At 71.9% G+C, this 25,813-nt stretch carries 24 protein-coding genes; 17 read left to right on the top strand and 7 right to left on the bottom strand.

Annotation, left to right across the window (positions count from 1 at the left end):
• Positions 1 to 4 precede the first annotated feature (4 nt).
• Positions 5 to 832, top strand: a complete 828-nt coding sequence (locus ACFYPG_RS30600; RefSeq protein WP_387354669.1) for a MerR family transcriptional regulator — start codon at positions 5 to 7, stop codon at positions 830 to 832.
• A 4-nt stretch (positions 833 to 836) separates the two neighbouring features.
• Here ACFYPG_RS30600 and ACFYPG_RS30595 read toward each other — a convergent pair whose 3' ends face one another.
• Both ACFYPG_RS30595 and ACFYPG_RS30590 read right to left on the bottom strand, forming a co-directional pair.
• Positions 837 to 2,048, bottom strand: a complete 1,212-nt coding sequence (locus tag ACFYPG_RS30595) for an SLC13 family permease (RefSeq protein ID WP_387354667.1) — start codon at positions 2,046 to 2,048, stop codon at positions 837 to 839.
• Positions 2,049 to 2,194: 146 nt separating this feature from the next.
• Entirely contained in the window at positions 2,195 to 3,640 is a 1,446-nt protein-coding gene (locus ACFYPG_RS30590) for a hypothetical protein (RefSeq protein ID WP_355009854.1), read from the bottom strand.
• 138 nt (positions 3,641 to 3,778) lie between these two features.
• On the opposite strand from ACFYPG_RS30590, the gene ACFYPG_RS30585 reads away from it, so the two are divergent.
• A complete protein-coding gene (locus tag ACFYPG_RS30585) occupies positions 3,779 to 4,486 on the top strand; it encodes a DUF305 domain-containing protein (protein ID WP_355009855.1) in 708 nt (235 codons plus the stop codon).
• Between the two features lie 27 nt (positions 4,487 to 4,513).
• A complete protein-coding gene (locus tag ACFYPG_RS30580; protein ID WP_355009856.1) occupies positions 4,514 to 5,713 on the top strand; it encodes a sensor histidine kinase in 1,200 nt (399 codons plus the stop codon).
• A gap of 46 nt (positions 5,714 to 5,759) precedes the next feature.
• Here the strand turns inward: ACFYPG_RS30580 and tnpA are convergent, their stop codons facing one another.
• The gene (tnpA, locus tag ACFYPG_RS30575; protein WP_355009857.1) at positions 5,760 to 6,194 is read right to left on the bottom strand and encodes an IS200/IS605 family transposase; all 435 of its coding nucleotides are present in this window, start codon (positions 6,192 to 6,194) and stop codon (positions 5,760 to 5,762) included.
• A 23-nt stretch (positions 6,195 to 6,217) separates the two neighbouring features.
• Between tnpA and ACFYPG_RS30570 the strand changes: the two genes are divergently transcribed.
• The 3 genes from ACFYPG_RS30570 to ACFYPG_RS30560 all read left to right on the top strand — a co-directional run bounded on the left by ACFYPG_RS30570 (position 6,218) and on the right by ACFYPG_RS30560 (position 10,783).
• Positions 6,218 to 7,420 (top strand): transposase, encoded by a 1,203-nt coding sequence (locus ACFYPG_RS30570; protein WP_355009858.1) that lies wholly within the window; start codon positions 6,218 to 6,220, stop codon positions 7,418 to 7,420.
• Between the two features lie 76 nt (positions 7,421 to 7,496).
• Positions 7,497 to 8,162, top strand: a complete 666-nt coding sequence (locus ACFYPG_RS30565; protein WP_355009859.1) for a response regulator transcription factor — start codon at positions 7,497 to 7,499, stop codon at positions 8,160 to 8,162.
• Positions 8,163 to 8,308: 146 nt separating this feature from the next.
• Positions 8,309 to 10,783, top strand: coding sequence for an ABC transporter permease (locus ACFYPG_RS30560; RefSeq protein ID WP_387354664.1), 2,475 nt, complete (start codon positions 8,309 to 8,311; stop codon positions 10,781 to 10,783).
• A gap of 111 nt (positions 10,784 to 10,894) precedes the next feature.
• On the opposite strand, the gene ACFYPG_RS30555 is transcribed toward ACFYPG_RS30560, so the two are convergent.
• Together ACFYPG_RS30555 and ACFYPG_RS30550 are read right to left on the bottom strand one after the other, a co-directional pair.
• A complete protein-coding gene (locus ACFYPG_RS30555; protein ID WP_355009861.1) occupies positions 10,895 to 12,157 on the bottom strand; it encodes a nucleotide sugar dehydrogenase in 1,263 nt (420 codons plus the stop codon).
• A gap of 123 nt (positions 12,158 to 12,280) precedes the next feature.
• A complete protein-coding gene (locus ACFYPG_RS30550) occupies positions 12,281 to 13,648 on the bottom strand; it encodes a protein kinase (protein ID WP_355009862.1) in 1,368 nt (455 codons plus the stop codon).
• Positions 13,649 to 14,186: 538 nt separating this feature from the next.
• Between ACFYPG_RS30550 and ACFYPG_RS30545 the strand changes: the two genes are divergently transcribed.
• The 10 genes from ACFYPG_RS30545 to ACFYPG_RS30500 all read left to right on the top strand — a co-directional run bounded on the left by ACFYPG_RS30545 (position 14,187) and on the right by ACFYPG_RS30500 (position 21,940).
• Positions 14,187 to 14,819: an RNA polymerase sigma factor gene (locus ACFYPG_RS30545; protein WP_387354661.1), complete on the top strand. Its 633-nt coding sequence runs from the start codon at positions 14,187 to 14,189 to the stop codon at positions 14,817 to 14,819.
• A 16-nt stretch (positions 14,820 to 14,835) separates the two neighbouring features.
• The gene (locus tag ACFYPG_RS30540) at positions 14,836 to 15,654 is read left to right on the top strand and encodes a hypothetical protein (RefSeq protein WP_387354659.1); all 819 of its coding nucleotides are present in this window, start codon (positions 14,836 to 14,838) and stop codon (positions 15,652 to 15,654) included.
• Between the two features lie 157 nt (positions 15,655 to 15,811).
• Complete coding sequence (gene egtA, locus ACFYPG_RS30535; protein ID WP_387354658.1) at positions 15,812 to 17,047, top strand: ergothioneine biosynthesis glutamate--cysteine ligase EgtA; 1,236 nt, start codon at positions 15,812 to 15,814, stop codon at positions 17,045 to 17,047.
• Between the two features lie 20 nt (positions 17,048 to 17,067).
• On the top strand, positions 17,068 to 18,405 hold the full coding sequence (gene egtB, locus ACFYPG_RS30530) for an ergothioneine biosynthesis protein EgtB (RefSeq protein WP_387354789.1): 1,338 nt from the start codon (positions 17,068 to 17,070) through the stop codon (positions 18,403 to 18,405).
• A 43-nt stretch (positions 18,406 to 18,448) separates the two neighbouring features.
• Positions 18,449 to 19,195, top strand: a complete 747-nt coding sequence (egtC, locus tag ACFYPG_RS30525; protein WP_387354656.1) for an ergothioneine biosynthesis protein EgtC — start codon at positions 18,449 to 18,451, stop codon at positions 19,193 to 19,195.
• Between the two features lie 50 nt (positions 19,196 to 19,245).
• On the top strand, positions 19,246 to 20,211 hold the full coding sequence (egtD, locus tag ACFYPG_RS30520) for an L-histidine N(alpha)-methyltransferase (protein WP_387354654.1): 966 nt from the start codon (positions 19,246 to 19,248) through the stop codon (positions 20,209 to 20,211).
• A 217-nt stretch (positions 20,212 to 20,428) separates the two neighbouring features.
• Positions 20,429 to 21,016: a TMEM165/GDT1 family protein gene (locus ACFYPG_RS30515; protein ID WP_030338044.1), complete on the top strand. Its 588-nt coding sequence runs from the start codon at positions 20,429 to 20,431 to the stop codon at positions 21,014 to 21,016.
• Between the two features lie 39 nt (positions 21,017 to 21,055).
• Positions 21,056 to 21,418 (top strand): DUF1622 domain-containing protein, encoded by a 363-nt coding sequence (locus ACFYPG_RS30510; protein ID WP_387354652.1) that lies wholly within the window; start codon positions 21,056 to 21,058, stop codon positions 21,416 to 21,418.
• Positions 21,415 to 21,738 (top strand): hypothetical protein, encoded by a 324-nt coding sequence (locus tag ACFYPG_RS30505; protein ID WP_355009869.1) that lies wholly within the window; start codon positions 21,415 to 21,417, stop codon positions 21,736 to 21,738. Before ACFYPG_RS30510 ends, ACFYPG_RS30505 begins: the two co-directional genes overlap by 4 nt.
• Positions 21,739 to 21,742: 4 nt before the next feature.
• Positions 21,743 to 21,940, top strand: coding sequence for a hypothetical protein (locus ACFYPG_RS30500; protein WP_355009870.1), 198 nt, complete (start codon positions 21,743 to 21,745; stop codon positions 21,938 to 21,940).
• Between the two features lie 98 nt (positions 21,941 to 22,038).
• Here ACFYPG_RS30500 and nhaA read toward each other — a convergent pair whose 3' ends face one another.
• Positions 22,039 to 23,397, bottom strand: a complete 1,359-nt coding sequence (gene nhaA, locus ACFYPG_RS30495) for a Na+/H+ antiporter NhaA (RefSeq protein ID WP_387354787.1) — start codon at positions 23,395 to 23,397, stop codon at positions 22,039 to 22,041.
• Positions 23,398 to 23,733: 336 nt separating this feature from the next.
• On the opposite strand from nhaA, the gene ACFYPG_RS30490 reads away from it, so the two are divergent.
• Positions 23,734 to 25,197 (top strand): polysaccharide biosynthesis tyrosine autokinase, encoded by a 1,464-nt coding sequence (locus tag ACFYPG_RS30490; protein ID WP_355009872.1) that lies wholly within the window; start codon positions 23,734 to 23,736, stop codon positions 25,195 to 25,197.
• Here ACFYPG_RS30490 and ACFYPG_RS30485 read toward each other — a convergent pair.
• Positions 25,178 to 25,732, bottom strand: a complete 555-nt coding sequence (locus ACFYPG_RS30485; protein WP_355009873.1) for a low molecular weight phosphatase family protein — start codon at positions 25,730 to 25,732, stop codon at positions 25,178 to 25,180. The two genes, ACFYPG_RS30490 and ACFYPG_RS30485, sit on opposite strands and share 20 nt — an antisense overlap.
• Positions 25,733 to 25,813: the final 81 nt, after the last annotated feature.

Genomic DNA, 25,813 nt, shown 5'->3' with positions numbered 1-25,813 from the left:
GACCATGTTCACCATCGGAGACTTCGCCAGACTCGGCCGGGTGTCGGTGCGGATGCTGCGCCACTACGACAGCATCGGCCTGCTGCCCCCGGCCAGCGTCGACCCGCACACCGGCTACCGCTTCTACCGCGCCGACCAGCTGCGCCGGCTCAACCGGGTGATCGCCCTCAAGGAGCTGGGCCTCACCCTCGAACAGGTGCGCTCCATCGTCGACGACGCCGTCGACGTGGCCGAGCTGCGTGGCATGCTGCGGCTGCGCCGGAGCCAGCTGGCGGAACAGTTGGCCGCCGACACGGCCCGGCTCACGGCCGTCGAGGCGAGGCTTCGAATGATCGAGTCGGAGGGTCGGATGACCACCCAGGACGTCGTCCTCAAGGAGATCGCGCCGGTCCGCGTGGCGGAGCTGACCGCCGTCGCGCCCAGTTACCAGGGTGAGGACATCAGCCCGGTGATCCAGCCGCTCTACCCGGAGATGTTCCGTCGGCTGACCGCCGCCGGGATCACCCCGACCGGGCCGAGCATCGCCTGGTACGAGCCCGTCGACCCGGGCGGCGACGCTGTCGTCGTACACGCCGGTGTGCTCGTCGACGCCGAGCCGTCCGCGGCGCCCGACGTCACGGTGCGCGACCTGCCGGAGCTGCGCACCGCCGCGACGATCATCCATCACGGGGCGATGGACGACGTCGAGCCGAGCATGCAGGCGCTTGCCCGGTGGATCGAGGAGAACGGCTACCGCACCGACGGCTTCGCCCGGGAGGTCTACCTCGACTACTGCCCGGACACCCCGGAGAAGGGCGTCACCGAGCTTCAGGTCGCCGTGTACCGCGACTGAGCGCTCAGCTCACCAGCAGCAGCGCGCCGACCGCGGCGAGCGTCGCGGTGACCGCGAGCAGGGTGCTGGTCAGCACGAAGCGGGTCACCGGCACCGCGACCCGGGCCGCCCGGCAGCGCTCGAACCACAGCAGGGTGGCCAGTGACGCCCAAGGGGCGGCCAGCGGGCCGACGTTGGTGCCGATCAGCAGGGCCAGCAGGCGGGTGTGGTCGCCGGCCGGCAGCACCGACTCACCGGCCAGGTAGGCGGGCAGGTTGTTCACCGCGTTGGCGAGCAGCGCTCCGGTGCCACCGGCGCGCAGGGCGCCCAGGGCACCACCGTCGGTGCCCACCAGGGTGCCGACCAGGTCGTCCAGCCCGTGCCGGCCGAGGGTCTGCACCACAAGGAACAGGCCGGTGACGAAGAACAGCAGGCGCACCGGGACCAGCCCCGGGCGCAGCGTGGCGGGGGAGCGGACCAGGAACCCGACCAGCACCAGCGCGAGCCCGACCGTGGAGGCGATCTCGATCTCCACGCCGGCGAGGATGCCGGCGACGAAGATCAGGCAACCGGCGAGCGCCGTACGGTGCAGCACCGGATCGGCCGGCACGTGCCGGGTCGGCGGGACGAAGCGCCCACCGGCGGGCCGCTCCCGCCGCCACCACCCGAACCAGAGCAGCGCCATGGTGACCACGACGGCGGCGAGCTGTGGCAACGCCATCCGAGCCGCGTACGTCAGCGGTGCCAGCCCGACCCGGTCGGCGGCGAGCAGGTTGGTCAGGTTCGACACCGGCAGCAGCAGGCTCGCGGTGTTCGCCAGCCAGACCGTGGTGACGGCGAGCGGCGCGGCGGGGACCCGCAAATTCCGGGCCAGCGCCAGCAGCACCGGGGTGAGCAGCACGGCTGTGGTGTCGAGGTTGAGTACGAGGGTGGTCAGCGTGGCGAGACCGCCGCAGAGCAGGAACAGCGCGGCCCACCTGCCCCGGGAGGCGATGGCCAGTCGGCTGGCCAGCACGTCGAAGACACCGGCCACCGCGGTCAGCTCGGCGAGCACGATCACGGTGCCGAGGAACAGCAGCAGCGGCAGGATCCGGTGCAGGGTGGCGGTGGTCTCCGCCCGGGGGAGTAGCCCGCTCAGCGCGCAGGCCGCCCCGACCACGGCGAGGACGGCCGCCACCACGTCCAGCGGGTGAGGCCGCCAGCGCGTGGTCGGTTCGGGCGGGGCTGCGACTGTCACAACTGTTCACGTTGACACAGGGTCTGACCAGGTGCCCGGCAACCCCGCGCCCTGGTGACCAGCCCCACCGTGTCGACCTGCCGCCGGACACGGGCCGGGCCCGGCCCCCGATGATCGGGAACCGGGCCCGGTGTGGTGCGCGGTGCCTACCAGCCCAGGTAGCTGGGCTGGGTCTGCACGTTGAGCTCCTGGTAACGGGTCAGCTTGGCCGACCAGGTACGCCAGTCGTTCAGCTCCAGGACGTCCAGGCCCTTCACCATGTCGTTCGAGTAGATGTGGCCGTTGTAGTAGTACGCGGACCAGGTGCCGCCGCCGACGAAGGTGTCGGCCGACAGCGGGCCGCGCTCCCAGAAGGCGATCTCCTTCGGGTTGGCCGAGTCGGTGAAGTCGAACACCGAGATGCCACCCTGGTACCACGCCTGGACCATGATGTCCTTGCCGAGCACCGGGATCAGCGAGCCGTTGTGCGCCACGCAGTTCTCGGTGTCGGCGTTCGCCCGGGGGATCTTGTAGTAGCTGCGGAAGGTCATCGTCCGGGCGTTGCCGCGGCCGGCGATGTCGTAGATGGCGTCCGCGCCGCGGTTCGGGCCGACGGCCTCGTTGCAGGTCGCCGCCCCGCCGCCACCCAGCTCGTCGGTGAAGATCACCTTGGTGCCGGAGTTGTTGAAGGTGGCCGAGTGCCAGAACGCGAAGTTGGTCTCGTCCCGGACCCTGTTGATGACCCGGGGGGCCTCGCGGTTCTTGATGTCGAGCAGGATGCCGTCACCCATGCAGGCGCCGGCGGCCAGGTCCTTCGACGGGTAGGCGGTGATGTCGTGGCAACCGGTGGTCGCCGAGCCGGTCGGGCTGCCGGGGAAGCCACCGTCCGGGAAGAGGTTCGGCGTCGCGACCACTGCCGCGTCGGTCGGCTTCTTCAGCGGCACCTTGACGATGGAGATGGAGTCGTGCGGCGGCTGGCAGTCCGGGAATTCGGCCCGCGGGCTGTACGACGAGACGTACAGGTAGACGGCCTTGCGGTCCTTGCCCGGCACCAGGGTGTGGGTGTGGGAGCCACAGGCGGTCTCGACGGACTTGATGTAGCGCGGGTTGGCCTTGTCCTTGATGTCGAAGACCTTGATGCCCTCCCACGAGCCCTTCACGTCCGCTCCCTGCGTGGTGCTGTTGCAGGAGTCGTCGCTGCGCGACGAGTCGGTGGAGAGGAAGAGCAGGTCACCGTGGACGGAGATGTCGTTCTGCGACCCCGGGCAGAGCACCCGGGCCTTGACAGTCGGGGCGCTGGGCCGCGAGATGTCGTAGATGACGAAGCCGTTGTAGTTGCCGGCGAACGCGTACTTGCCCTGGAAGGCGATGTCGCTGTTCGTCGCGTCCAGTGGGGCGACCTTGGGCAGGTTGGCGATCTGGCGCAGGTTGGGGCTGCTGACGATCTCGTCGACGCCGGGGATCGTGTTGGTGAGGGCGGGAGCCGGGGCCGTCTGCGGCACCGTCTGGGCGCTGCTCGCCGGGGCGACGAGGGCGCTGGCGACGAGGAGGCCGGTCGTGGCGAGCGCCACGACACGCAGTTGTCGTAACCGTGGCTTGTGGAATCTGATCATCGGCGGGGCCCTTCGCAAGGGGGAGACGATGGTTGACACGTTACCGTCCGACGAAGATCGTCGATGTGAGCTGGATCACATGAAAGCGGGTTCTTCAATGGATAGCATCGCGGTGACCTCGACTGCAGGGAGTGGCCCATGACCAACCGGCGCGCACGCATCCTGGCCGTCGTCACATTGGCTCTCGTGTTGCCGCTGGTGGTGTTCATGGTGATCCGCCTCGACGGCGACACCGGTACGAGCGCACCGCAGCCGGTCTCCGCCCCCGCCACGTCCGCCGCGTCGCCGCCGGCCAGCCCCGTCCCCACCGACCTGACCGTCATCGCGCCCGGCCGTCCGGGCGAGACGGCGGCCACCCGCCCGGCGCACGAGGTCCGCGACGCCGGTCCCGCCCCGCACAACTCGCTGGACGTCTGGTTCGTCCGGATGATGATCCCGCACCACGCGCAGGCCCTGGCGATGGCGGAGCTCGCCCCCGACCGGGCCGCCGACCCCGACGTCCGGGCGATCGCCGAGCGCATCCGGGCCAGCCAGGGGCCGGAGATGGGCATGATGCGCGGCTGGCTGCAGACCCGTGGCCTCCCGGCGGAGATGCAGGGGCACGACCACGGCACCATGCGCGGCATGCAGTCGCCAGAGTCGATGCGGCAGCTCGCCGCGGCCCGTGGCGCTGACTTCGACACGCTCTTCGTCCGGATGATGACCGAGCACCACCAGGGCGCCATCGAGATGGCCACCAACCTGCTCACTGTCGGCTCCGACCTGACGCTCAACGAGTTCGCCAACTCCGTCGCCACCGAGCAGACCGTCGAGATCGACCGCATGCGCGAGGTCCTCGGCGGCTGAGCCCGAGCGCCCCGGCACGTACGCTGGGTGACCGTGACACGCACCCTGTTCGGTCGCCCGCTGCGCGGCGTCGCCTTCGACGTGGCCGTCGCCGCGCTGGTGGTCCTCGTCTCCCTGGCCGCGGCGGTGAACCAGCCGGGCGGTTGGGCGGCCACGGCGGTCGGCCTGGGGATGGCGGTGGCGTTGCTGTTCCGCCGCACCCACCCGAGCGCGGTCACGGTGGCGGTCGCGGCGCTCGCGCTGATCCAGGTCATCGCCCGCTGGGGTCCACTCGTCTACGACGTGGCCGTCCTGATCGCGCTCTACAGCGTGGTGAAGTACGGCCGGCGGCTGCGCGACGGCGTGTTGGCCGGTGCTGTCGCGGCCGTCGGGGTGCTGCTGGCCGCCGCGCAGACCCCCAACGTCATCCAGTGGTGGGTGACCGCGCTGTGGTACGCGCTGGTCACCGGCGCGGTGTGGTTGGTCGCGCTGAACGTGCGGACCCGCCGGCTCTACGTGCTCAGCCTGGAGGAGCGGGCCACCACCCTGGAACGCGAGCGGGAGGCCGAGTCCCGGGCGGCGGTCGCCGAGGAACGCACCCGGATCGCCCGTGAGCTGCACGACGTGGTCGCCCACAGCATGGCTGTGATGATCGTCCAGGCGGACGGGGCCCGGTTCATGCTCGACCGTGACCCCGCCCAGGCGCGCACCGCCGTGAAGGTGGTCGCGGACACCGGCCGGCAGGCCCTCGAGGAGATGCGCCGCCTGGTCGGCGTTCTCCGCGACGCCGGCCCGACCGGCGCGGACGGGACCGACGGGCTCGCGGTGGCGGCCGACCCCGAGCACCGACGCCTCGCGCTGGCCGAGCTGCCCGACCTGCTGGCCCGGTTCGACGACGCCGGTCTGCACGTCCGCAGCACCGTCACCGGTGCGCCACCGGCCCTGCCGCCAGGCCTGGAGCTGACCGTCTACCGGGTGGTGCAGGAGGCGCTGACCAACGCCCTCAAGCACGCCGGCGTCGGCGCCGGCGTCGAGGTCGTGCTGTCGTACACCGCCGAGGCCGTCCTGGTCCGGGTGGTCGACGACGGTCGCGGCCGCCCGCTGGTCAGCCCGGCGCCGTCCGGCGGTCACGGCCTGCTCGGCATGCGGGAGCGGGTGACGGTGTACGACGGCAGCCTCACCGCCGGTCCCCGGCTGACCGGGGGCTGGCAGGTCGAAGTTCGGCTGCCGCTACCGACATGCGGGTAGTGCACCGCCCTTCAGGGCGGTGGTGAAAGCCCGCGTGGGAGGGCCGTCAAGGCCCTGGCGTGCCCTGGACCGCGCGGTTCTGTTGTTCGATGTACTGCCGCAGGACGCTCAGGGGTGCCCCGCCAACGGACCCGGCGAAGTATGACGCTGACCACAGGCGGTTGGTGCGGTAGTAGTGGCGGACGAGGTCGGGGAACTCTTGGCGTAGCCGCCGGCTGGACACGCCTTTGAGGGAGTTGACCAGTTTCGCCAGGGCGATCTTGGGTGGGAAGTTCACCAGTAGGTGGACGTGGTTGTCTTCGCCGTTGAACTCGATCAGCTCGGTGTCGAAGTCGGCGCATACCGTCCGCATGATGTCGTGCATTCGTTTGAGGTGTTGGTCGGAGAAGACTTGGTGCCGGTATTTGGTGACGAAGACCAAGTGGGCATGTAACGCGAAAGTGCAGTGTCTACCGGTGCGGATGTCTCCGAGATCGGCCATAGACCAATGGTAGGCTCGGCCCCGTGCAGCTTCGGTACAACTACCGGCTCTACCCGGATGCTGCCCAGCGTGAGGCGCTGGCGAAGGCGTTCGGGTGTGCGCGGGTGGTGTTCAACGATGGGCTGCGCGCGCGTCAGCAGGCGCGGGAGGCTGGTCTGCCGTATCTGACGGACGCGGAACTGTCCCGGCAGGTCACGGCGGCGAAACTCACCCCGGAGCGTGTGTGGTTGGGTGAGGTGTCGTCGGTGGTGTTGCAGCAGGCCCTGGCGGATCTGAACACCGCGTACCGCGCCTTCTTCGCCTCGTTGTCGGGCAAGCGTAAGGGTCGCAAGGTCGCCGCTCCCCGGTTCCGGTCGCGTAAGGACAGCCGGCAGGCGGTCCGGTTCACCGCCAACGCCCGGTTCAAGGTCCTCGACAACGGTCGACTGCGGCTGCCGAAGATCGGCGATCTGGAAATCCGTTGGTCGCGGGAGTTGCCGGCTGCGCCGACGTCGGTGACGGTGGTCCGGGACGCCGCCGGTCGGCACTTCGCCTCGTTCGTGGTGCAGACCGCCGACCAGCCGTTGCCTGAGCTGGAGTCGGAGGTCGGCATCGATTTGGGGTTGACGCACTTCGCCGTGATGTCGGACGGGTCGAAGGTGACCGCGCCGAGGTTCCTGCGCCGTGCGGCCCGCAAGCTGCGCCGGTTGCAGCAGGGTTTGTCCCGCAAGCAGCGGGGCAGCAACAACCGTAGGAAGGCCGTGGTGAAGGTTGCCCGCGCGCATGCGAAGGTGGCCGACACCCGGCGGGACTGGCAGCACAAGCTTTCGACGCAGATCATTCGCGACAACCAAGCGGTGTTCGTCGAGGACCTGTGCGTGAGTGGTCTCGCCCGCACTCGGTTGGCGAAGTCGGTGTACGACGCTGGGTGGTCGCAGTTTACGGCCATGCTGGAGTACAAGGCTGCCCGGTACGGGCGTACTTTCGCCCGGGTAGATCGGTTCTTTCCGTCGACGCGCATGTGTTCGGACTGCGGCCGGGTCAACGACAAGATGGTGCTCGACGTCCGGACGTGGGGCTGCCCGTGCGGCAGCCTGCATGACCGGGACGTGAACGCCGCCAGGAACATCAGGGCCGCCGGACGGGCGGACCTCAACGACCGTGGAGCGCAGGTAAGACCGGCACCCGTGCCGGCACCGCGCAGGGAAGCGGTAACCCGCCGGGAGCTTGTCCCTTCCGGGGCGTAGCAGACCGGAATCTCCGCCCTTCAGGGCGGAGAGGGCGTCAACGTCAGAGCCGGCAACGGACGGAGGTGATCGCGGCATGACGGTCCGGGTAGTGATCGTGGACGACCAGGCGCTGGTCCGCGCCGGGTTCCGGATGGTGCTGGAATCCCAGCCCGACCTGGAGGTCGTCGGGGAGGCCATCGACGGCGCGGACGCCCTGCGGGTGCTCGCCCGCACCGAGGCCGACGTGGTCGTGATGGACATCCGGATGCCCACGATGGACGGGGTGGAGGCGACCCGTCGGCTCTGCGCCGAGCGGCCCGCGGGTGGCCCTCGGGTGCTGGTGCTGACCACCTTCGACACCGAGGCGGACGCGTTCGCGGCGCTGCAGGCCGGGGCGAGTGGCTTCCTGCTCAAGAACGTCCCGCCGGAGGAACTGCTGGCCGCGATCCGGGTGGTGGCCCAGGGCGACTCGGTGGTGGCTCCGTCGATCACCCGGCGCCTGCTGGACCGGTTCGCCGGGCAGCTCGGTGCCGCCCCCAGCGGCGACCCTCGACTCGCGCAGCTCACCGAACGGGAACGGGAGGTGCTGCTGCTGGTCGCCCAGGGGCTGTCCAACGCGGAGATCGCCGCCCGGGTGCACGTGGCCGAGGCCACGGTGAAGACCCACGTCGGGCGGATCCTGGGCAAACTCCAGCTGCGCGACCGGGTCCAGGCGGTGGTCCTGGCGTACGAGAGCGGGCTGGTCACGCCCGGCGGATGACTCGGCGTACGACCTGGGTCGTAGCGGCCGGCGTTCGCACCGCGACCCGGGGCGCAGGCAGGTCGAGCGCACAGGTGGAGATCGACAGACCGGTGCCGGCCATAGCGTCGGAGGGTCCGATCCGCCACCTGCACCGGGAGCCCCGCATGATCCGCCTGACCCTGCGTTCGCTGCGCGCCGAGGCGCTGCGCATGCTGCTCTCGGCGCTCGCCGTCGTGCTCGGCGTCGCGTTCGTCGCCGGCACGATGATCTTCGTCGACGGGATGCGGGCCGGGGCGTACGAGCGGGCCGGCACCTTCGACCGCCACACCGACCTGGGGGTCTACTCGGCGGGCCGCGAGGTGCTGCCCCCGGCGCTGGTCGACCGGGTGCGGGCGGTCGACGGGGTGGCCGCCGCCGCCGGTGAGCTGACCAACACCGCCGGGATCGTCGGCGCCGACGGTCGGCCGGTGCTCGGCTTCACCATGCTCGTCGCCATCCCCACCGAGGACGCTCTGCGCTCGTACGACGTGGTGGCCGGCCGGTTGCCCGACCGGGCCGGGGAGGTGGTGCTCGACGCGCCGACGGCGACCGAGCAGGGCTTCGGGCTCGGCGCGGCGGTCCGGATCGGCGCCACCGGTGGGGCGGCCCGCGCGTACACCCTGGTGGGCACCGTCGACGTGGCCGGCACCGCCCGCGACATCGGCGGTCCGTTCGTCGGCCTGGTCGGGCCGGACGCGTTGACCCTCACCGGCGAGCGGGGCTACGGCCGGATCATGGTGGCGGCCCGACCGGGCGCCGACGTCACCGCGCTCACCGAGAAGGTACGCGCCGTGTCCGGCGCCGAAGCCACTGTGAAGAGCCGCCAGCAGATCCTCGACGAGGCAGTGGAGGACGCGGTGCGCAACGTGGACCAGTTCCGCATGCTGCTGTTGATCTTCGTAGGGGTCGCGATAGTGGTGGCCGGCTTCGTGATCGCCAACACCTTCGCGATCGTGCTGGCCCAGCGCACCCGACGGACCGCGCTGCTGCGCCTGATCGGCGCCACCCGGGGACAGGTCTTCCGGGCCACACTGCTGGAGTCGGCGGTGCTGGGGTTGGTGGCATCCGCGCTCGGGGTGCTGCTCGGGGTGGCCCTCGCCGCCGGGCTGCGGCTGGTGCTGTCGCACCTGGACGTGCCGGTCACCGGTGGGCTGACCGTGACCGGTTCGACAGTGCTCACCGGCCTGCTGCTGGGCACCGGGCTCACCGTGTGCGCCGCCCTCCTGCCGGCCTGGCGAGGGACGCGGATCGCCCCGGTGGCCGCGCTCACCGACGCCGCGGTACAGCCCAGCCGGGGTGCCGGCCGGGTGCGGCTGAGCATCGGCGCGGTGGTCCTCGCCGTCGGTGTGGCCGCGCTGGCCGGCGCCGCCAGCGCCGGCCAGCTGCTCCTGGTGGCCGTCGGTGGGGTGCTCACCTTCTTCGGGATCGTGCTGTTCGGGCCGGTGCTCGTCCCCGCGCTGGCCCGGGTGTTCGGTTGGCCGGTCCGACGAGTGCTCGGCGCCGTCGGCGAACTGGCGGTCAGCAACACGGTGCGCAATCCACGGCGGGTCGCCGCGACCGCCACCGCGCTGGTGATCGGCATTGGACTGGTCTCGTCGTTCATGGTCGGTGCGCGCAGCACCAAGGACGGCATCGAACGCAGCGTGGACGCCCAGATCGGAACGGACTTCGTGGTCAGCGGAATCGGTCAGGACCTTCCGGCCGCGCTCGTCGGTGAGCTGGCCTCCCGTCCCGAACTGGGTGTGGTGCACGAGCAGCGCAGCACTGTCGTGGACGACGTCGAGATCCGCGCGGCCCACCCGGCGCTGGTGGGCCGGACGCTGAGCGGGGTGCTGGCCGGCGACGCCGAGCGGGTCGGGCCGGGGCAGGTGCTGGTGCACCGCGAGTTGGCGCGGGCCCGCGGCTGGGAGATGGGCTCCCCGGTGACCGTCAGGGGGAAAGCGTTCCGGGTGGCCGCCGTGGTCACCGACGACACCCCGGACGGTGAGGTGCCAGCGGGTCACGTCATCGACCTGTCCGACCAGGACTTCGCCGCGCTCTTCCCCGCCCGACGCGGCTACCTGGCCGAGATCGACCCCGCCGCCGGGGTGAGCGCCGAGCGGGCCCGCGACGCGATCACCGCGGTGCTGGGCCGCTACCCCACGGTGAACCTGATGGACCAGGGCGCCTACAAGAAGATGCTCACCGGCACTGTGGACATGCTGCTCGCCTTCGTCACCGCGCTGCTCGGTCTGGCCGTCGTGATCGCCCTCGTCGGCGTGGCGAACACCCTGAGCCTGTCGGTGGTCGAACGGACCAGGGAGAACGCCGTGCTGCGGGCGGTCGGGCTCACCCGAGGGCGGATGCGGGCGGTGCTCGCCGTCGAGGCGGTGCTGATGGCGCTGGTCGGCGCTGTGCTCGGGGTCGGACTCGGCACCGGAGTCAGCGCGTCCGCGATGGCCCTGCTGGACCGCCTCGGCGGTGACTTCCACGTGGTGCTGCCGCTCGGCCAGCTCGGGCTGATCCTCGGTGTCGCGGTGCTCGCCGCCCTGCTCGCCTCGGTGCTGCCGGCCCGCCGGGCGCTGTCCCGCCCGGTCGTCGAGGCGCTCGCCGACCAGTGACCCGGTCGCCGGGGTCCGGACCGGCCGGGTCAAACCCCGGCGACCGGACGGACATCCGCCGGCCGGTCCCGCCATCTTCCCCGGCGGCGGGACCGGCCAGCGGTGCCGGGTCTACAGGCGCTCGACCATCGGGCCGACGCACCGGTTGCGGGTGTCGAAGACGTAGCGGGCGTGCCTGACCACGAGGTCGTAGTCGAAGGTGTCATGGTCGGTGACCACCACCACCGCGTCGGCCGCGCGCACCTCACGCTCGCTGAGCTCCACCACCGTGATCCCGGCCGGGATCTGGTGCGCCTCGGCGTACGGCTCGACGGCGTGCACCTCGGCGCCGAGGGACTGCAGGCGACGGGCCACGTCCGCAGCGGGGGAGTCGCGCATGTCGCCGGTGTTCTTCTTGTACGCCAGACCGAGCAGCAGCAGCCGGGCGCCGCTGACGGCCCGGCCATCCCGGTTCAGCCCTCCCATGATCCGCTGCGCGACGTGTTCGGGCATCTCGTGGTTGACGTCGTTGGCCAGCTCGATGAACCGGAACTGCCGCCCGAGACGGCGCTTGACCTGCCAGGACAGGTAGCACGGGTCGATCGGCAGGCAGTGCCCGCCGACGCCGGGGCCGGGTCGGAACGGCATGAAGCCGAACGGCTTGGTCGAGGCGGCGTCGATCGCCTGCCAGACGTCGATGTCGAGGTGGTGCGAGAGCATGGTCAGCTCGTTGATCAGCGCGATGTTGACCTGGCGGAAGGTGTTCTCGATCAACTTGGTCAGCTCGGCGACGCGGGTGGAGTCCACCGCTACGGTGCGTTCCACGAGGCGCTGGTAGAACGCGTCCACCCGGGCCAGCGCAGCCGGGTCCACACCGGAGACCACCTTCGGGGTGTTCTCCAGGCGCCAGGTCGGGTTGCCCGGGTCGATCCGCTCAGGGCTGTAGCCGAGGTGGAAGTCACCGGGGCTGGTCAGGCCGCTCGCCGACTCCAACAGCGGGCGCAGCAACTCCTCGGTCGTGCCCGGGTAGGTGGTCGACTCCAGGATCACCGTGCAGCCCGGGCGTACGTACCGGCCGATACCGATGCCGGCCTGCTCGACGAAGCTCAGGTCCGGGGTCCCGTCGCGGAGCGGGGTCGGCACCGTGATGACGCAGATGTCGAACCCGTCGGCGTCGGTGTACTCGGTGCTGGGGTGGTAGCGGCCGCTGCCCAACGCGCGGCCCAGCCGGTCGGCCGGAATGTCCTCGACGAACGACTCGCCGGAGGCGAGACGCTTCACCCGGTCGGCGTCGACGTCGAGACCGACAACGTCGAGGCCCGCCTCGACGGCCCGCATGGCCAGCGGCAGTCCGACGTACCCCTGACCGATCACGACCAGCTTTTCAGCGCTCACCCAGGCTCCCGCGGCAGATGGTGTAAATAGCCTGCTGAGAGCCTAGAGGCGTCTTCGGCGCCGTAAGTCCGTTTTGGGGATATCGGTGCTGATGGGACTGGCGGGGTCGGCGCGGCGGTCGGATCAACCGCCCGCCGGCACCTCCGGTTCGAGCGGCGGGCTGGAGGTGGCGGGTGGATCAGCGGGCGCGCTGGTCGTCGGCGGCGCGGCCGTCGTGGGCGCCGCGCTGGTGGGGGGCGGTGCCGAGGTGACTCCCACCGACGGCGTCGGCGAGTTGACGGTCTGGCTCGGCTGCGGGGTCGGCGTGGCGGAGACCGACGCCGACGGGGAGTTGCCGGGGACGTGCGGCCGGTCCGGCCGGTCCGGCTCGACGCTGGTGATCTGCTCGTTCGCCGCGGGCAGGTCGACGGGGCCGCTCGGCGCCACCGTCGGCGAGGTGGCCGGCAGATTGACCGCCGGGTTATCGCCGACGTCACGCGTCGCGGCCAGCGCCGCGCCGAGCCCGACCAGCGCGACCAGCATGGCCGCCGCCGCGCCGACGAGCGGACCCCGCCGTCGCTGGCGCCCGTCCGCCACCGCCGCCCCGGCCGGCACGTCCGTCCGGGTGCCCGGCCCAGCGTCGCGCAGCGCGACCGGCCCGGCCATCGCCGTCGGCGGCTCGCCGCCGGTGACCGCCGTCCGAGCGGCCTCGGCCATCGCCGCTCCGCTCGTGAACCGCTCCAGCGGATCCTTCGCCAGGGCCCGCGACACCAGGGCGCGGACCGCCTCCGGAATGTCGTGCGGCAGCTCCGGCGGCTCGTCGTCCAAGTGCCGCACGGCGACCTGGAGCGGATTGTCGCCGGTGAACGGCGGACTGCCGGTCAGGCAGCAGTAGGTGACCGCGCCCAGGGCGTAGATGTCGGTGGCGCCGCTGACCGGCCTTCCGGCGGCCTGCTCGGGAGCCATGTAGAGGGCGGTGCCCGGCACCGCGTTGGTGCTGGTGATGCTGGTGATGTCGGTGGAGCGGGCCACGCCGAAGTCCACCAGGACGACAGTGCCGTCCTCCTGCACCAGCAGGTTGCTGGGCTTGACGTCGCGGTGCACGATGCCGCCGCGGTGCGCCGCGTTGAGCGCTGCGGCCGCCTGGGCCACGATCGACATCGTCTCGGCCACGTCGAGCCGCCCGGCCGCCTCGATCCGCTTGGACAACGGCTCGCCGGCGACGAACTCCATGACGAGGTAGTCCGCCCGCCCGCCGTCGGGGAGGTCGTCCGCACCGCAGTCGAAGACCTGCACGATGCCGGGGTGCCGCAGCGCCGCCATGATCCGGGCCTCGGCCCGGAACCGGGCGATGAAATCGGGATCGGAGACCAGCGCCGGCAGGAGAACCTTGACCGCCACCTGCCGGCCGAGGATCAGGTCGGAGGCACGCCAAACGTCGCCCATGCCGCCCGTGGCGACACGTTCGTCCAAGCGGTAGCGACCGCTGAGTACGACCTCCGATGACAACACCGCATTACCGTACCTAGAGTGGCGCGGGGCGGCGCACCGTGGCAGGGCCGCCGGGCGGCTGGTTCAGACCGGCTGATCCGGCCTGACCTGTGTGGACGCCAGCCCTTCGTGACGGTGTGGATGTGCGCTGTCACGAAAAGCGACTATTTCCGTCGCTCGGGTCGTCAATGGTGGCAAGAAACCGACTCCAGGCGTGGTTGGCGTCCGTCGCGTACTGCCCGTTACGACGACGCGCCGTCGAGGCGGGTTGAAAATTGTCACTCTTCCGTGACACGACGCCGACTTGTCGCCTCGTGAGCCCGCTCTTAGCGTTAGCCCGGCTCGGGCCCTCCCGGCTACCTCGGCGCGCAGCGCGCCGACCGACCACCCTGGCGTCGGCCCCCGGACACGCCGCCCCGACAATCGTGGTCGCGGGGACAATCAGAGCGGTGGAGGGCGGTGCGGTACCGATGCTGATCGGGCGGACGACTCGTGCCGCGTGGTGCGCGCCAGCCCGGCTGGTCGGGCCGACACGCCTCGAACGATGCGTGGACCGCGCATGACCGCCGACCTGTCGGAGGTGGTGACCGCCGCGCAGGCCGGGGACGAAGAGGCGTTCCGCCTCCTCTACCGCAGCCTCCAGCCCGGGCTGCTCCGGTACCTGACCGCGCTCGTCGGGGCCGACGCCGAGGACGTCGCCAGCGAGACCTGGCTCCAGATCTCCCGGGACCTGCCCGGCTTCACCGGGGGCGAGTTCCGGGCCTGGGCGGTCACCATCGCCCGTAACCGCGCGATGGACCACCTGCGCCGGATGCGCCGCCGCCCCTCGCTCCCGGTCCCGGTGCAGGCGCTCGCCGAGCTCGCCAGCGACGCGGACACCGCCGAGCGAGCCAGCGAGACGCTCGGCACCGAGACCGCCCTCGCGCTGATCGCCACCCTCCCGCCCCGGGAGGCCGAAGCAGTCCTGCTGCGGGCCGTGATCGGGCTGGACGCGGGATCCGCCGGCCGTGTGCTGGGCCGCCGGGCCGGCGCCGTGCGGACCGCCGCCCACCGTGGCCTACGCCGCCTCGCGGTCCTGCTGGAGCGGCAGAGCCCGACCGAGTCGTCGCTCGGGGTCGAGGGGGTGCCACCGCCGCGGCTGGGGAGCAACCCCGCCGTGCGGGCATCGCACGTCGAACCGGTGGACGGCTGACGTGAGGGGACTCCCGATGAACCCGTTCCGGCGGGCCGACCACGCCGACACCGAGCGGCTGCTCGACGCGGCCTCTGCCCGGCCGGACGCCACGCTGGATCAGGGCCCCTGCGCCGCAGTGGACGCGAACTCACCTGAGGCGCACCTGAGCGCCCGCGACGTGCCCTCGGCCGAGCCGGTGGCCGCGCTGCTCGCCGCGGCGGCCGGCCCCGTCCGCCCTGGCGAACTGGCCGGGGAGGACGCCGCGGTGGCCGCGTTCCATGCCGCCCGTGCCAACCCGGCGCCGGCCGTGCGGCAGCGGCCACACCGTCGCCGAATGACCACCGGTGCGGTGGCCTGGATCGGCGCGGTGGCAGCCACCGCCACCGCGGGAGCCGCCTTCGCCGCGGTCACCCGGGAGCTGGGGCCGGACCCAATCGCACCGGCACCGTCGCGCCCGTCACCCTCACCGCACCAGGGCGCGTCCCGGTCGGCCGAGCCCGATCGGTCGGCGGGCCCCGGCGTCGCCTCGCCGCCGGGTGCGCCGCCGTCGGTCACCGCCACGCCGCCGCCCGGTCCCACCACCGTCGGCCAGGTGCACGGCCTGTGCCGGGCGTGGCGGGCGAAGAAGCCCGAGCAGCGGGAGAAGGCACTGCGCACGCCGGGTTTCCAGAAGCTGGTGACCGCCGCCGGCGGCCCTGCCGAGGTCGAGGCGTACTGCCAGCGGCTGGTACCCGAGACGAAGCCGTCCGAGTCGGCGAAGGTCACACCCTCCGAGTCGGCGAAGCGCAAGCCGTCCCCTTCGGGGAAAGCCCCGCCGTCACCGCCGGGATCGGGCCACCGCGCCGAGGGCTGACCAGTCGGGGGCGGGAGCGGTTTGGTTCCGCCCTGCTTCGGAAATTCGTCTGTTAGACAGAGGTTGGTGGCACCGTGCACGCCTCCGACGGTGTCGGTGGGTGGGTTTACGGTGGCAGAGTGTGCCGGACCTGGCACACGGAGAGGGGGCCCGACCCTTGGTGACGTCATCCGACCTGGACCGCAGCGCCATCCTGCGCGAGTCCGCAGCCGCAGTCCGACACCTCGCCCGGATCTGCTTCAAGACCGGCCCACCCACCCACACCGGCGTCGAACTGGAATGGACAGTGCACGACGTCGCCGATCCCGCCCGCCCCGTCGACGCGACGCGGCTGCGGGCGGCGCTGGGGCGGCACAGCCCCGCCACGCTGGATGCCACCAGCCCCGCCGAGCCGCTGCGGCACGGCGGCATGGTCACCCTGGAGCCGGGTGGCCAGTTGGAGATCTCCACCCCGCCCCGCCCCTCGGTCGCCACGTTGATTCGCGCCACCGAGGCCGACATCGCCCAGGTCACCGACCTGCTGGCCGCCGCCGGGCTGATCCTCGGCAGCAGCGGCATCGACCCCCACCGACGGCCCCGCCCGGTGGTGGAAACTCCCCGTTACCGCGCGATGCGCGGAGCCTTCGACCGCCACGGCCCGGCCGGCCGCACGATGATGTACAGCACCGCCGGCCTGCAGATCTGCCTCGACGCCGGTGAGCCGGACCATGTCGCTGACCGGTGGGCCGCGGCCCACGCGGTCGGGCCCCCACTGCTCGCGGCGTTCGCCTCCGCCACCCGACACGCCGGGCGGCGCACCGGTTGGGCCTCCGCCCGGATGGCCGCCTGGCTGGCCATCGACCCGGCTCGCACCCGCCCGGTCTGGGCACCCTCCCGAGCCGAGGACGATCCGATCGACTCCTGGATCAGCTACGTGCTCGCCGCGCCGCTGCTCTGTCTGCGCCGACACGGCGCCGACTGGGCCGCGCCGCCCGGGGTGACCTTCGCCGACTGGCTCGACGGCGCGCTGCCACGACCGCCCACCACCGATGACCTCGACTACCACGTCAGCACTCTTTTTCCGCCAGTACGGCCGCGCGGCTACCTGGAGCTGCGCTACCTCGACGCCCAACCCGATCGGGGCTGGCGGCTGCCACTGGCGGTGCTGACCGCCCTGTTCGCTGACCCGGGCACCGTGCGCGAGGCGTACACGATCGCCATGCCGGTGGCGCACCGCTGGTCGGCCGCCGCCCGACACGGCCTGGCCGACCCGGCGCTGGCCGCTGCCGCGGCGGCCCTGCTCGACCTGGCCGTGAGCACCATGCCACGACTGGAACTGCCGGCCAGCACGCACGACGAGATCCGGCGAGGGCTACGCCAGCGGCTGGCCGCCGCGGAGAGGAGACACCAGTGAGCGCGAGGAGTGAGCCGGTGGTGCGAGCCCCGCAGGCGAGCCGGGTCGATGGCGAGCGGTTGCGCGACCACATCGCTGTGGAGTTGGCGCGGGCCCGCGCCCGCACCGCGTTGCTGACCGAGGCGGTCGACGACGCCGACCTGACGCGCCAGCACTCACCGCTGATGTCGCCATTGGTCTGGGACCTCGCCCATGTCGGTAACCAGGAGGAGCTCTGGCTGGTCCGGGACGTCGGGGGCCGGGAGCCGGTCCGCTGCGACATCGACGAGTTGTACGACGCGTTCAAGCAGCCGCGCCGGGACCGCCCCGCGCTGCCCCTGTTGCCGCCCGCGGAGGCGCGCGCCTACCTGGCCACCGTTCGGGACAAGGTGCACGACCTGCTCGACGCGGTGACCTTCACCGAGCGGCCGCTGGTCGCCGACGGGTTCGCCTTCGGCATGATCGTGCAGCACGAGCAGCAGCACGACGAGACCATGCTCGCCACCCACCAGCTGCGATCGGGGCCGGCGGTGCTGCACGCCCCGGCGCCGCCCGAGCCGTCGGTCCGGGTCGGCGCGGAGGTGCTGGTGCCGGCCGGCGAGTTCACCATGGGCACCGACACCGATCCGTGGGCGTTGGACAACGAACGTCCGGCGCACCGGGTCGACCTCCCGGCCTACGTCATCGACGCCGCTCCGGTGACCAACGGCGAGTACGCGGCCTTCATCGCCGACGGCGGCTACACCGAACAGCGCTGGTGGAGCGATGCCGGCTGGGAGCATCGGGTTCGGGAGCAGCTGAGCGCCCCGATGCACTGGCGTTCCGACGGCGACGACTGGTCGTATCGGCGCTTCGGTCAGTGGGCGCGCGTCCGTGCCGACGAGCCGGTGGTTCATGTGTGCTGGTACGAGGCGCAGGCGTACGCCGCGTGGGCGGGCAAGCGGCTGCCGACCGAGGCGGAGTGGGAGAAGGCGGCCCGCTGGGATCCGACGACCGGGCGCTCGCGGCGTTACCCCTGGGGGGACGACGACCCGACCGAGGCGCACGCCAACCTCGACCAACGCCATCTGTGGCCGGCGCCGGTGGGCGCGTACCCGGGCGGCGCCTCGCCGTTGGGTGTGCACCAGCTCATCGGCGATGTCTGGGAGTGGACCTCGACCGCGTTCGACGGGCATCCGGGGTTCGCCGCGTTCCCCTACCGGGAATACTCGGAGGTCTTCTTCGGCAGCGATCACCGGGTGCTGCGTGGTGGTTCGTTCGGCACCGACCGCTCTGCCTGCCGGGGCACCTTCCGTAACTGGGACTATCCGATCCGCCGGCAGATCTTCAGCGGTTTTCGCTGCGCCCGGGACGCGCGACCGGACGAGTCGTACCGGTGAGTCGCCGCACGACCGGCGGCCCGGCGGCGGGCCGGGGGCGCTGATGTGTCGCCACCTGGCCTACCTGGGGCCGCCGGTCACCCTGGCCGAGTTGTTGTTCGACCCTCCGCACTCGCTGGTGCGGCAGTCCTGGGCGCCTCGCGACATGCGTGGCGGCGGCACGATCAATGCCGACGGGTTCGGTGTCGGCTGGTACCCGGGTGAGGGTGAGCCGGTGCGGTACCGGCGGGCGCAGCCGATCTGGAGCGACCCGACCATCGCCCAACTGGCGGCGGTGACCCGCAGCGCGGCGGTGGTGGCGGCGGTGCGCTCGGCCACGGTCGGGATGGCGGTGCTCGACGGTGCGGCGGCGCCCTTCGCCGAGGGGCGGTGGCTGTTCAGCCACAACGGTGTGGTCCGCGGCTGGCCGGACGCCGTGGTGCCGCTCGCCGCCGCTCTGCCGGTGCGTGACCTGCTCACTCTGGACGCCTCGACCGACTCGGCGCTGCTCTGGGCGCTGGTGCGGCATCGGTTGCGCGCCGGCGCCGACCCGGTAGAGGCGCTCGGGCGGACGGTGACCGAGGTCGCCGCCGCCGCCCCCGGGTCGCGGCTCAACCTGCTGCTCACCGACGGGCATCGGATGGTGGCCAGCGTGGCGGGGCACGCGTTGTCGGTGCGCGAGTCGCCGGGTTCGGTGCTGCTCGCGTCCGAGCCGCATGACGACGATCCCGGGTGGCGGTCGGTGCCGGAGGGGCACCTCGTCGTCGCCACCCCGGGTGAGGTGCGGGTACGTCCACTGCCGACCCGGTGAGCGGGGTCGGGCAGGCACGAAACGGCTGATCGAACGAAAGGAGCGAACCGATGACAGCGGAACCCCTGGAGATCTACCTCGAAGAGGGCGACCTTGAGCGTGGCCTGCGCGACGACGTCCGGGCCGGGCTGAGCGCCGAGCCGAAGTGGCTGCCGCCGAAGTGGTTCTACGACGCCCGGGGCAGCGAACTCTTCGAGGAGATCACCCGACTGCCCGAGTACTACCCGACCCGGGCCGAGCGGGCCGTGCTGGCCGCGCACGCTCCCGACATCGCGACGCTGACCGGGGCCAAGACGCTCATCGAGTTGGGCTCCGGCTCGTCGGAGAAGACCCGGCTGCTGCTGGACGCCTTCACCCGCCGCGGTGGGCTGGGCACGTTCGTCCCCCTCGACGTGTCGGTCAGTGCGCTGCGCGGGTCCACCGCCCAGATCGCGGCCGACTACCCCCGCCTGCGGGTGCGGGGCATCGTGGGGGACTTCACCCGGCAACTGGACCGGCTGCCCACCGGCGGTCGGCGGTTGGTGGTGTTCCTCGGCGGCACCATCGGCAACCTGTTGCCTGCCGAGCGGGCCGAGTTCCTGACGGCGATGCGCGCCGCGCTGGAGGTCGGCGACTGGTTGTTGCTCGGCACGGACCTGGTGAAGGACCCGTCGGTGATCGTGCCGGCGTACGACGACGCTGCCGGGGTCACCGCCGAGTTCAACCGCAACGTGCTGCACGTGATCAATCGGGAGTTGGGCGCCGATTTCGACCCGGCCGCGTTCGCGCACGTCGCCGCGTGGGATCCCGACCACGAGTGGATCGAGATGCGGTTGCGGGCGACCCGGCCGATGAGCGTGCGGGTGCTGGGGCTGACAGTCGATTTCGCGGCGGGGGAGGAGCTGCGTACCGAGGTCTCGGCGAAGTTCCACCGGGAGGGGATCGCGGCGGAGCTGGCCGCGGCCGGCTTCGCCACGGCGGAGTTCTGGACCGATCCGGACGCGCTCTTCGGTGTCACGCTGGCGCGGGCGCGGTGAGCCTGTTCACCCGGCTCGTCCGGTCCGGGAGGTGATCCGATAGGCTGAACGCGCGAAGGGGAGTAGCCCCCAATGTCGTGGTCGACATACTGGTGCGTTCCGCATCCGGCCACGCGGCCCCGGTTCTCTCGGGGCGGGCGAGACCTTCGACTCAGGCTGTTGCAGCCGGGTCGAGGGCGCCCCTGTACCTCCTCCCGGCGTGAACGGGAAGGACGTCATGGAGGGATTTTTCGCCGCGCTGGTCGTCAGCTTCGGCGTCATCTTCGTCGCCGAGCTGGGGGACAAGTCCCAGCTGATGGCGCTGACCTTCGCCACGCGGTTCAAACCGATTCCGGTGCTGATCGGCATCACGGTCGCCACCGCTGTGGTGCACCTGGCGTCGGTCGCCATCGGTGCGGGTCTCGGGGCGGTGCTGCCGACCGAGTGGATCTCCCTGGTCGCCGGCGTGGCGTTCCTCGGGTTCGGTGCGTGGACGTTACGTGGGGACAAGCTCACCGAGGAGGAGAAGCGCAAGGCCGAGAAGACCAACAAGACCGCGCTGGTGGCGGTGTCGGTGGCGTTCTTCCTCGCCGAGCTGGGCGACAAGACGATGCTCGCCACGATCACGCTCGCCACCAAGTACGGCTGGTTCGGCGTCTGGCTCGGCTCCACCATCGGCATGGTTGCCGCGGACGCGCTGGCAATCCTGGTCGGCCGGATGCTCGGCCGGCGGTTGCCGGAGAAGACCATCAAGTACGGTGCCGCGATCCTCTTCGCCATCTCCGGTCTCTGGCTGATCCTGGAGGCGGTGAACGAGCTGACCTGAGCGCCGACTAGCTGCCCGGAGGGCGGGTAACGGCCCGGGGTGGAGCCGGCCGAGTTGTTGCGCCAGGGCGACCAGGTGCTGGTTGCCGTGGTCGAGGTGGCCGGCGCGCTGGTGATCTTCGTTGGCGCGATGTGGGCGGCGGTGCGGTTCGTGGTCGAAGGGCTGCGACACCGCAGCGCCGCCCGCTTCACGCCGATCCGGCTGTCGCTGGGCCGCTTTCTGACCCTCGGCCTGGAATTCCAGTTGGCGGCCGACGTGCTGCGTACGGCGGTGTCCCCGTCGTTCACGCAGATCGGCCAACTGGCCGCCATCGCGACGATCAGAACGGCGTTGAACTACTTCCTGGGCCGCGAGATCCGCCAGGAGCAGCGTCAGGTGGCCGAGGGGGAGCGTCGAGCGTGATGGGCACCCTGGCCACGGCGGTCACCGCCCTGGCGCTGGTCGCCGGGGTGCTCACCACGCTCACCACCGGGGCGCTGCGCAGCGGCGTCCGGGTACTGCTGGACCTGCTCGTCGGGGCCGGCCTGCTCCGGCTCGCCGGCGAACCGGGTTGGAACGGCCTGGCCGGCGCGGTGGCGATCATCGCCCTGCGTCAGCTGCTCGGGGCAGCGCTCGGCAGCTCACCCCCGTGGTCCGGCCGACAATCAGCGGCACGCTGCGCCGAGGACGATCACCACCTACCGTTGGCCTCGACAGGTGAAACGGGAAGAGCGGGAGGATGACCAGATGAGCCGGCACGACGAACCGAACGAGTACGGCTACGCCGGCGGTGCCACCGCCCCGGAGCCGCCGCGCGGCGGCAAGCCCGACGAGCAGGATCGCGTCGAGGCGGTGGCGGTGCCGGGCGACGACCTCACCGGGCCGACCGCCGAGGCGCTGGTCGAGGAGACCGAGGACCTGCCGCCCGCCGACCGTCGCCACTGAGCGCGAGCGCGCGCGCTTGGTGCGGCGGCGCGGCACGGCGGCTAACCCGCGCCGCGCCACCGCTCGGTGCCATGGTTCGGCGGGCGGCGCTGGCGTGGTCAGCGGGCGTCGGGGTGCTGGTAGACGTCGGGTACGCCGTCCCCGTCGGCGTCCAACCGCTCCCGCTGCGCCACCCTCCGGTACGCCGCGTTGCGGCGGCTGAGCACGGTGGCGGCCAGCCCGGCGGAGATCACCGAGCCGAGCAGCACGGCCGCCTTGACCCGGTCGTCGGCCGTGCTGCCCGCCCCGAACGCCAGGTCGCCGATGAGCAGTGAGACGGTGAAGCCGACGCCGGCCAGCAGGGCGATCCCGAGCAGGTCGGCCCAGGTGATGTCCTCGTCCAGTTCGGCGCGGGTGAACCGGGCCAGCAGGTAGGTCGAGCCGAAGATGCCGATGCTCTTGCCGAACACCAGGGCGGCGACGATGGCGATCACCATCGGATCGCTCAGCAGGGTGCCCAGGTCGGTGCCGCGCAGTGTGACCCCGGCGGCGAAGAAGGCGAAGATCGGCACCGCGAAGCCGGCGGACACGGGCCGCCAGCGGTGCTCCAGGCGGGCGGCGAGCCCACCCTCGCCCGCCTCCGCGCTGGCGGCGGCCGGCTGGTCGCCGGCCGGCGGTCTGCGGGCGAGCACCGGCACCGTGAAGCCGAGCAGGACACCGGCGACCGTGGCGTGCACGCCCGAGGCGTGCATCAGTGTCCAGGCGGCCACAGCGAGGGGGATCAGCGCCCACCACCAGGTGCGCCCCCGCTGCACCAGCACCGCGAAGAGCCCGATCGGCGCGAACGCGGCGAGCAGCGGTACGGGCTGAAAATCGGCGGTGTAGAAGATCGCGATGATGGTGATCGCGAACAGGTCGTCGACCACCGCCAGGGTGAGCAGGAATGCGCGTAGCCCCTGGGGCAGATGTGAGCTGACCACCGCGAGGACGGCGAGCGCGAAAGCGATGTCGGTGGCGGTCGGAATGGCCCACCCGCGCAGGCCCTCCCCGCCCCCGGTCAGCACCACCGCCACGTAGATCAGCGCCGGCAGCAGCATCCCGCCGAGCGCCGCCGCCACCGGCAGCGCGGCTCGGCGCGGGTCGCGGAGGTCACCGGCGACGAACTCCCGTTTGAGCTCCAGGCCCACAACGAAGAAGAAGATGGCCAGCAGGCCGTCGGCCGCCCAGGTGGCCAGATTCAGGTCGAGGTGCCAGGGCGCGCCGGGCCAGGGCACGACGTCGCCGAGCCGGGTGTACGAGTCGGACCACGGGGAGTTGGCCCAGATCAGCGCGATCAGAGCGCCTGACAGCAGAAGCACGCCGCCGACGGTCTCGGTGCGCAGCACGTCGGCCAGGTGCCGGGCCTGCGGCCAGGACGATCGGGAGAACAGCCGGATCTTTGGCGGACGCGGGCCGGGAGGCGGGGTGGGGGAGGTCAACTTCGGGCTCACCTACAGGAGTCGGGACGGCAGGTTTCCACTCGCCGACCAGACTTCCCGGCACACCGCTGTCGACCCTATCCGGCGACGCGGTCGGCGGCGACCGCTGGGCCGATCGGACGCCCTCCGATCGGCTTCGGACTTTTCCCCGTTGTCGCCGCAGCCGAATGGGCGTTTGTCGGGTTGGTCATGCGGGCGCACATCTCGCCGCGGAAAATACATAACTCCGGACATAAGCCGTATGAACCGCTTTAATGGTTTCACGAGTTTAGAGACGACCTTGGGGGTTTTCGTGAAGTTCTTTGCCGTAACCGGACCGGCACGGGGGCGCTCCTGATGGACCTGCTCCGCCAATTGCGCCACGTGCGTCGGCACTGGTGGGTCGCGCTGGTCACGGTCATGGTGGCTCTCGGCGTCTCGGCGTTCCTGACCGTACGTGCCCAACCTCGGTACGTCGCCTCGGTGACCTTCTTCGTCACGACCCCCAACACCGGCGTCACCGACGCCTACCAGGGCGGGCTCTTCCTCCAGCAGCGTGTCAAGTCGTACGCCGACCTGCTCAGCAGCGACCGGCTGGCGCAGAGCGTGGTGGCCGAGACTCCGGTCGGCCTCACCGCGGACGAGGTGCAGCGCCGGGTGAGCACCTCCACCGAGACCGGCACCGTTCTGCTGCGGGCATCGGTCACCGACACCGACCAGACCCGCGCGTTGCGCGTGACGGAGAGCCTCGCCAACAAGTTCGTCGAACTCGTACAGAAGGTGGAGACGACACCGGAGGGCAAGGCCCCCATCAAGATCGAGGTCGTCAGTGGCCCGCGGGTCAGCGCCAACCCCGTCTCGCCGCAGCCGGTCCGCAACCTCACCCTCGGTGGCCTGGTCGGCCTGCTCCTCGGCATCGGTCTGGCGATCCTGCGCGGCGTCGCCGACGTCCGACTGCGCGACGCCGCCGGCCTGCAACGCGCCACGGGCAGCCCGCTGCTCGGTGAGATCCCGTTCGAGGCCAACGCCCGCAGCGCGCCGCTCATCGTGGGCGACGCCGCGACCTCGGCGCGCGCCGAGGCGGTCCGCAAGCTGCGGACCAACCTGCGCTTCGTGGACGTCCACGAGCCGGCCCGGGTCATCGCGGTGACCAGCGCCCTGCAGGGCGAGGGCAAGACCACCCTCTCCTGCAACCTGGCCATCGCGTTGGCCGAGGCGGGCTGGCGGGTGCTGCTCGTCGACGCCGATCTGCGCCGCCCGAAGGTCGACGACTACCTGGGCCTGGACGCCGGCGTCGGCCTCACCGACGTGCTGGTCGGCGACGTGAAGGTGGGCGACGTCGTGCAGCGCTGGGGCGACAAGTCGCTGCTGGTGCTGCCCAGCGGGTCGGCCCCGCCGAACCCGAGCGAGCTGCTCGGCTCCAAGGCCATGTCGGACCTGCTGCTGGCGCTGCGCGAGTCGGCCGACATCGTGATCATCGACACCGCCCCGCTGCTCGCGGTGACCGACGGCGTGGTGGTGGCCGTGCAGGCCGACGGCGCGCTGCTGGTGACCCAGCAGGGCCGCACCTCGCGGACCCAGGTCGCCGCGGCGGCCCGGTCACTGCACTCGGTCTCGGTCCGGCTGCTCGGTTGTGTGCTGAACATGGCCAAGGTGGCCAAGGCGGAGGCGTACCAGTACGAGGCCTACCGGGTGGTGGCCTCGACGGCCGAGGCGTCGGTGCCGGCCGAACGGACCGCGTCCGGCCGGCACAGCGCAACCGCCGACGGGGTCAACGGAGTCCCCGACCACACCCAGGAACTCACCCGGCTGCCCCGATGAGCACGGCGAGGGGCCGCAGCGACCGTTCGATCTCCTCGGCGCAGCGTCGGAAGTCGGCCACGGTGCCGCCGATCGGGTCCCGAAGGTCGTCCTCGTCCGGGGCGGCGGGTTGCAGTCGTCCCCGGGCCTGCGCGGCGGCGCCGATCGCCGCCCGCAGCGGGTCGTCGGCCGAGTCGGTGGGCGGGTCGGCCGCCGCGGCCAGCCGACCGAACTGGCGCAGCGTGAACGTCCGGTGCAGCGCTCCCGGCGCCAACGAGGTGCAGACCGAGCGTTGGCGTCGGGTCGCGGTCAGCACGAGCGTCGCGTCGACCAGGTACTCGGGGCGCAACCCGCGGGTGCGAAATGCTGCCGGGTCCGTGCCGTTCTCCGTCGCGACCTCCAGGGCGTACGGGTGCATGGCCAGCCCGTCGATCGCGTCGGTGCCGGCGCTGGCCACCTCGACGGGTCGGTCGGCCAGCAGCCGGCGGGCCAGGTACTCGGCCATCGGTGACCGGCACAGGTTGGCGTGGCAGACGAACAACACGCGATCAGCCATCGGTGCCCCTCTCGTCGGTACGGACACCGAAGCGCGCACCGCGGGGGCGGTGCGTCGACGCCGGTGGCCGCGCGGGGAGGG

This window comes from Micromonospora sp. NPDC005553, assembly GCF_042871765.1.
Lineage (GTDB): Bacteria > Actinomycetota > Actinomycetes > Mycobacteriales > Micromonosporaceae > Micromonospora.
The sequence above is the reverse complement of the archived record's forward strand: the minus strand, read 5'-3'. Positions and strand labels throughout refer to the sequence as shown.

What these genes read in the sequence shown, in the direction of transcription:
- tnpA (WP_355009857.1), bottom strand. Translation starts at nt 6,194, where the DNA reads ATGGCCGATCTCGGAGACATCCGCACCGGTAGACACTGCACTTTCGCG.
- egtC (WP_387354656.1), top strand. Translation starts at nt 18,449, where the DNA reads ATGTGTCGCCACCTGGCCTACCTGGGGCCGCCGGTCACCCTGGCCGAG.
- ACFYPG_RS30500 (WP_355009870.1), top strand. Translation starts at nt 21,743, where the DNA reads ATGAGCCGGCACGACGAACCGAACGAGTACGGCTACGCCGGCGGTGCC.
- ACFYPG_RS30585 (WP_355009855.1), top strand. Translation starts at nt 3,779, where the DNA reads ATGACCAACCGGCGCGCACGCATCCTGGCCGTCGTCACATTGGCTCTC.
- ACFYPG_RS30515 (WP_030338044.1), top strand. Translation starts at nt 20,429, where the DNA reads ATGGAGGGATTTTTCGCCGCGCTGGTCGTCAGCTTCGGCGTCATCTTC.
- ACFYPG_RS30565 (WP_355009859.1), top strand. Translation starts at nt 7,497, where the DNA reads ATGACGGTCCGGGTAGTGATCGTGGACGACCAGGCGCTGGTCCGCGCC.
- ACFYPG_RS30560 (WP_387354664.1), top strand. Translation starts at nt 8,309, where the DNA reads ATGATCCGCCTGACCCTGCGTTCGCTGCGCGCCGAGGCGCTGCGCATG.
- ACFYPG_RS30485 (WP_355009873.1), bottom strand. Translation starts at nt 25,732, where the DNA reads ATGGCTGATCGCGTGTTGTTCGTCTGCCACGCCAACCTGTGCCGGTCA.
- ACFYPG_RS30590 (WP_355009854.1), bottom strand. Translation starts at nt 3,640, where the DNA reads ATGATCAGATTCCACAAGCCACGGTTACGACAACTGCGTGTCGTGGCG.
- ACFYPG_RS30545 (WP_387354661.1), top strand. Translation starts at nt 14,187, where the DNA reads ATGACCGCCGACCTGTCGGAGGTGGTGACCGCCGCGCAGGCCGGGGAC.
- ACFYPG_RS30600 (WP_387354669.1), top strand. Translation starts at nt 5, where the DNA reads ATGTTCACCATCGGAGACTTCGCCAGACTCGGCCGGGTGTCGGTGCGG.
- egtD (WP_387354654.1), top strand. Translation starts at nt 19,246, where the DNA reads ATGACAGCGGAACCCCTGGAGATCTACCTCGAAGAGGGCGACCTTGAG.
- ACFYPG_RS30490 (WP_355009872.1), top strand. Translation starts at nt 23,734, where the DNA reads ATGGACCTGCTCCGCCAATTGCGCCACGTGCGTCGGCACTGGTGGGTC.
- ACFYPG_RS30540 (WP_387354659.1), top strand. Translation starts at nt 14,836, where the DNA reads ATGAACCCGTTCCGGCGGGCCGACCACGCCGACACCGAGCGGCTGCTC.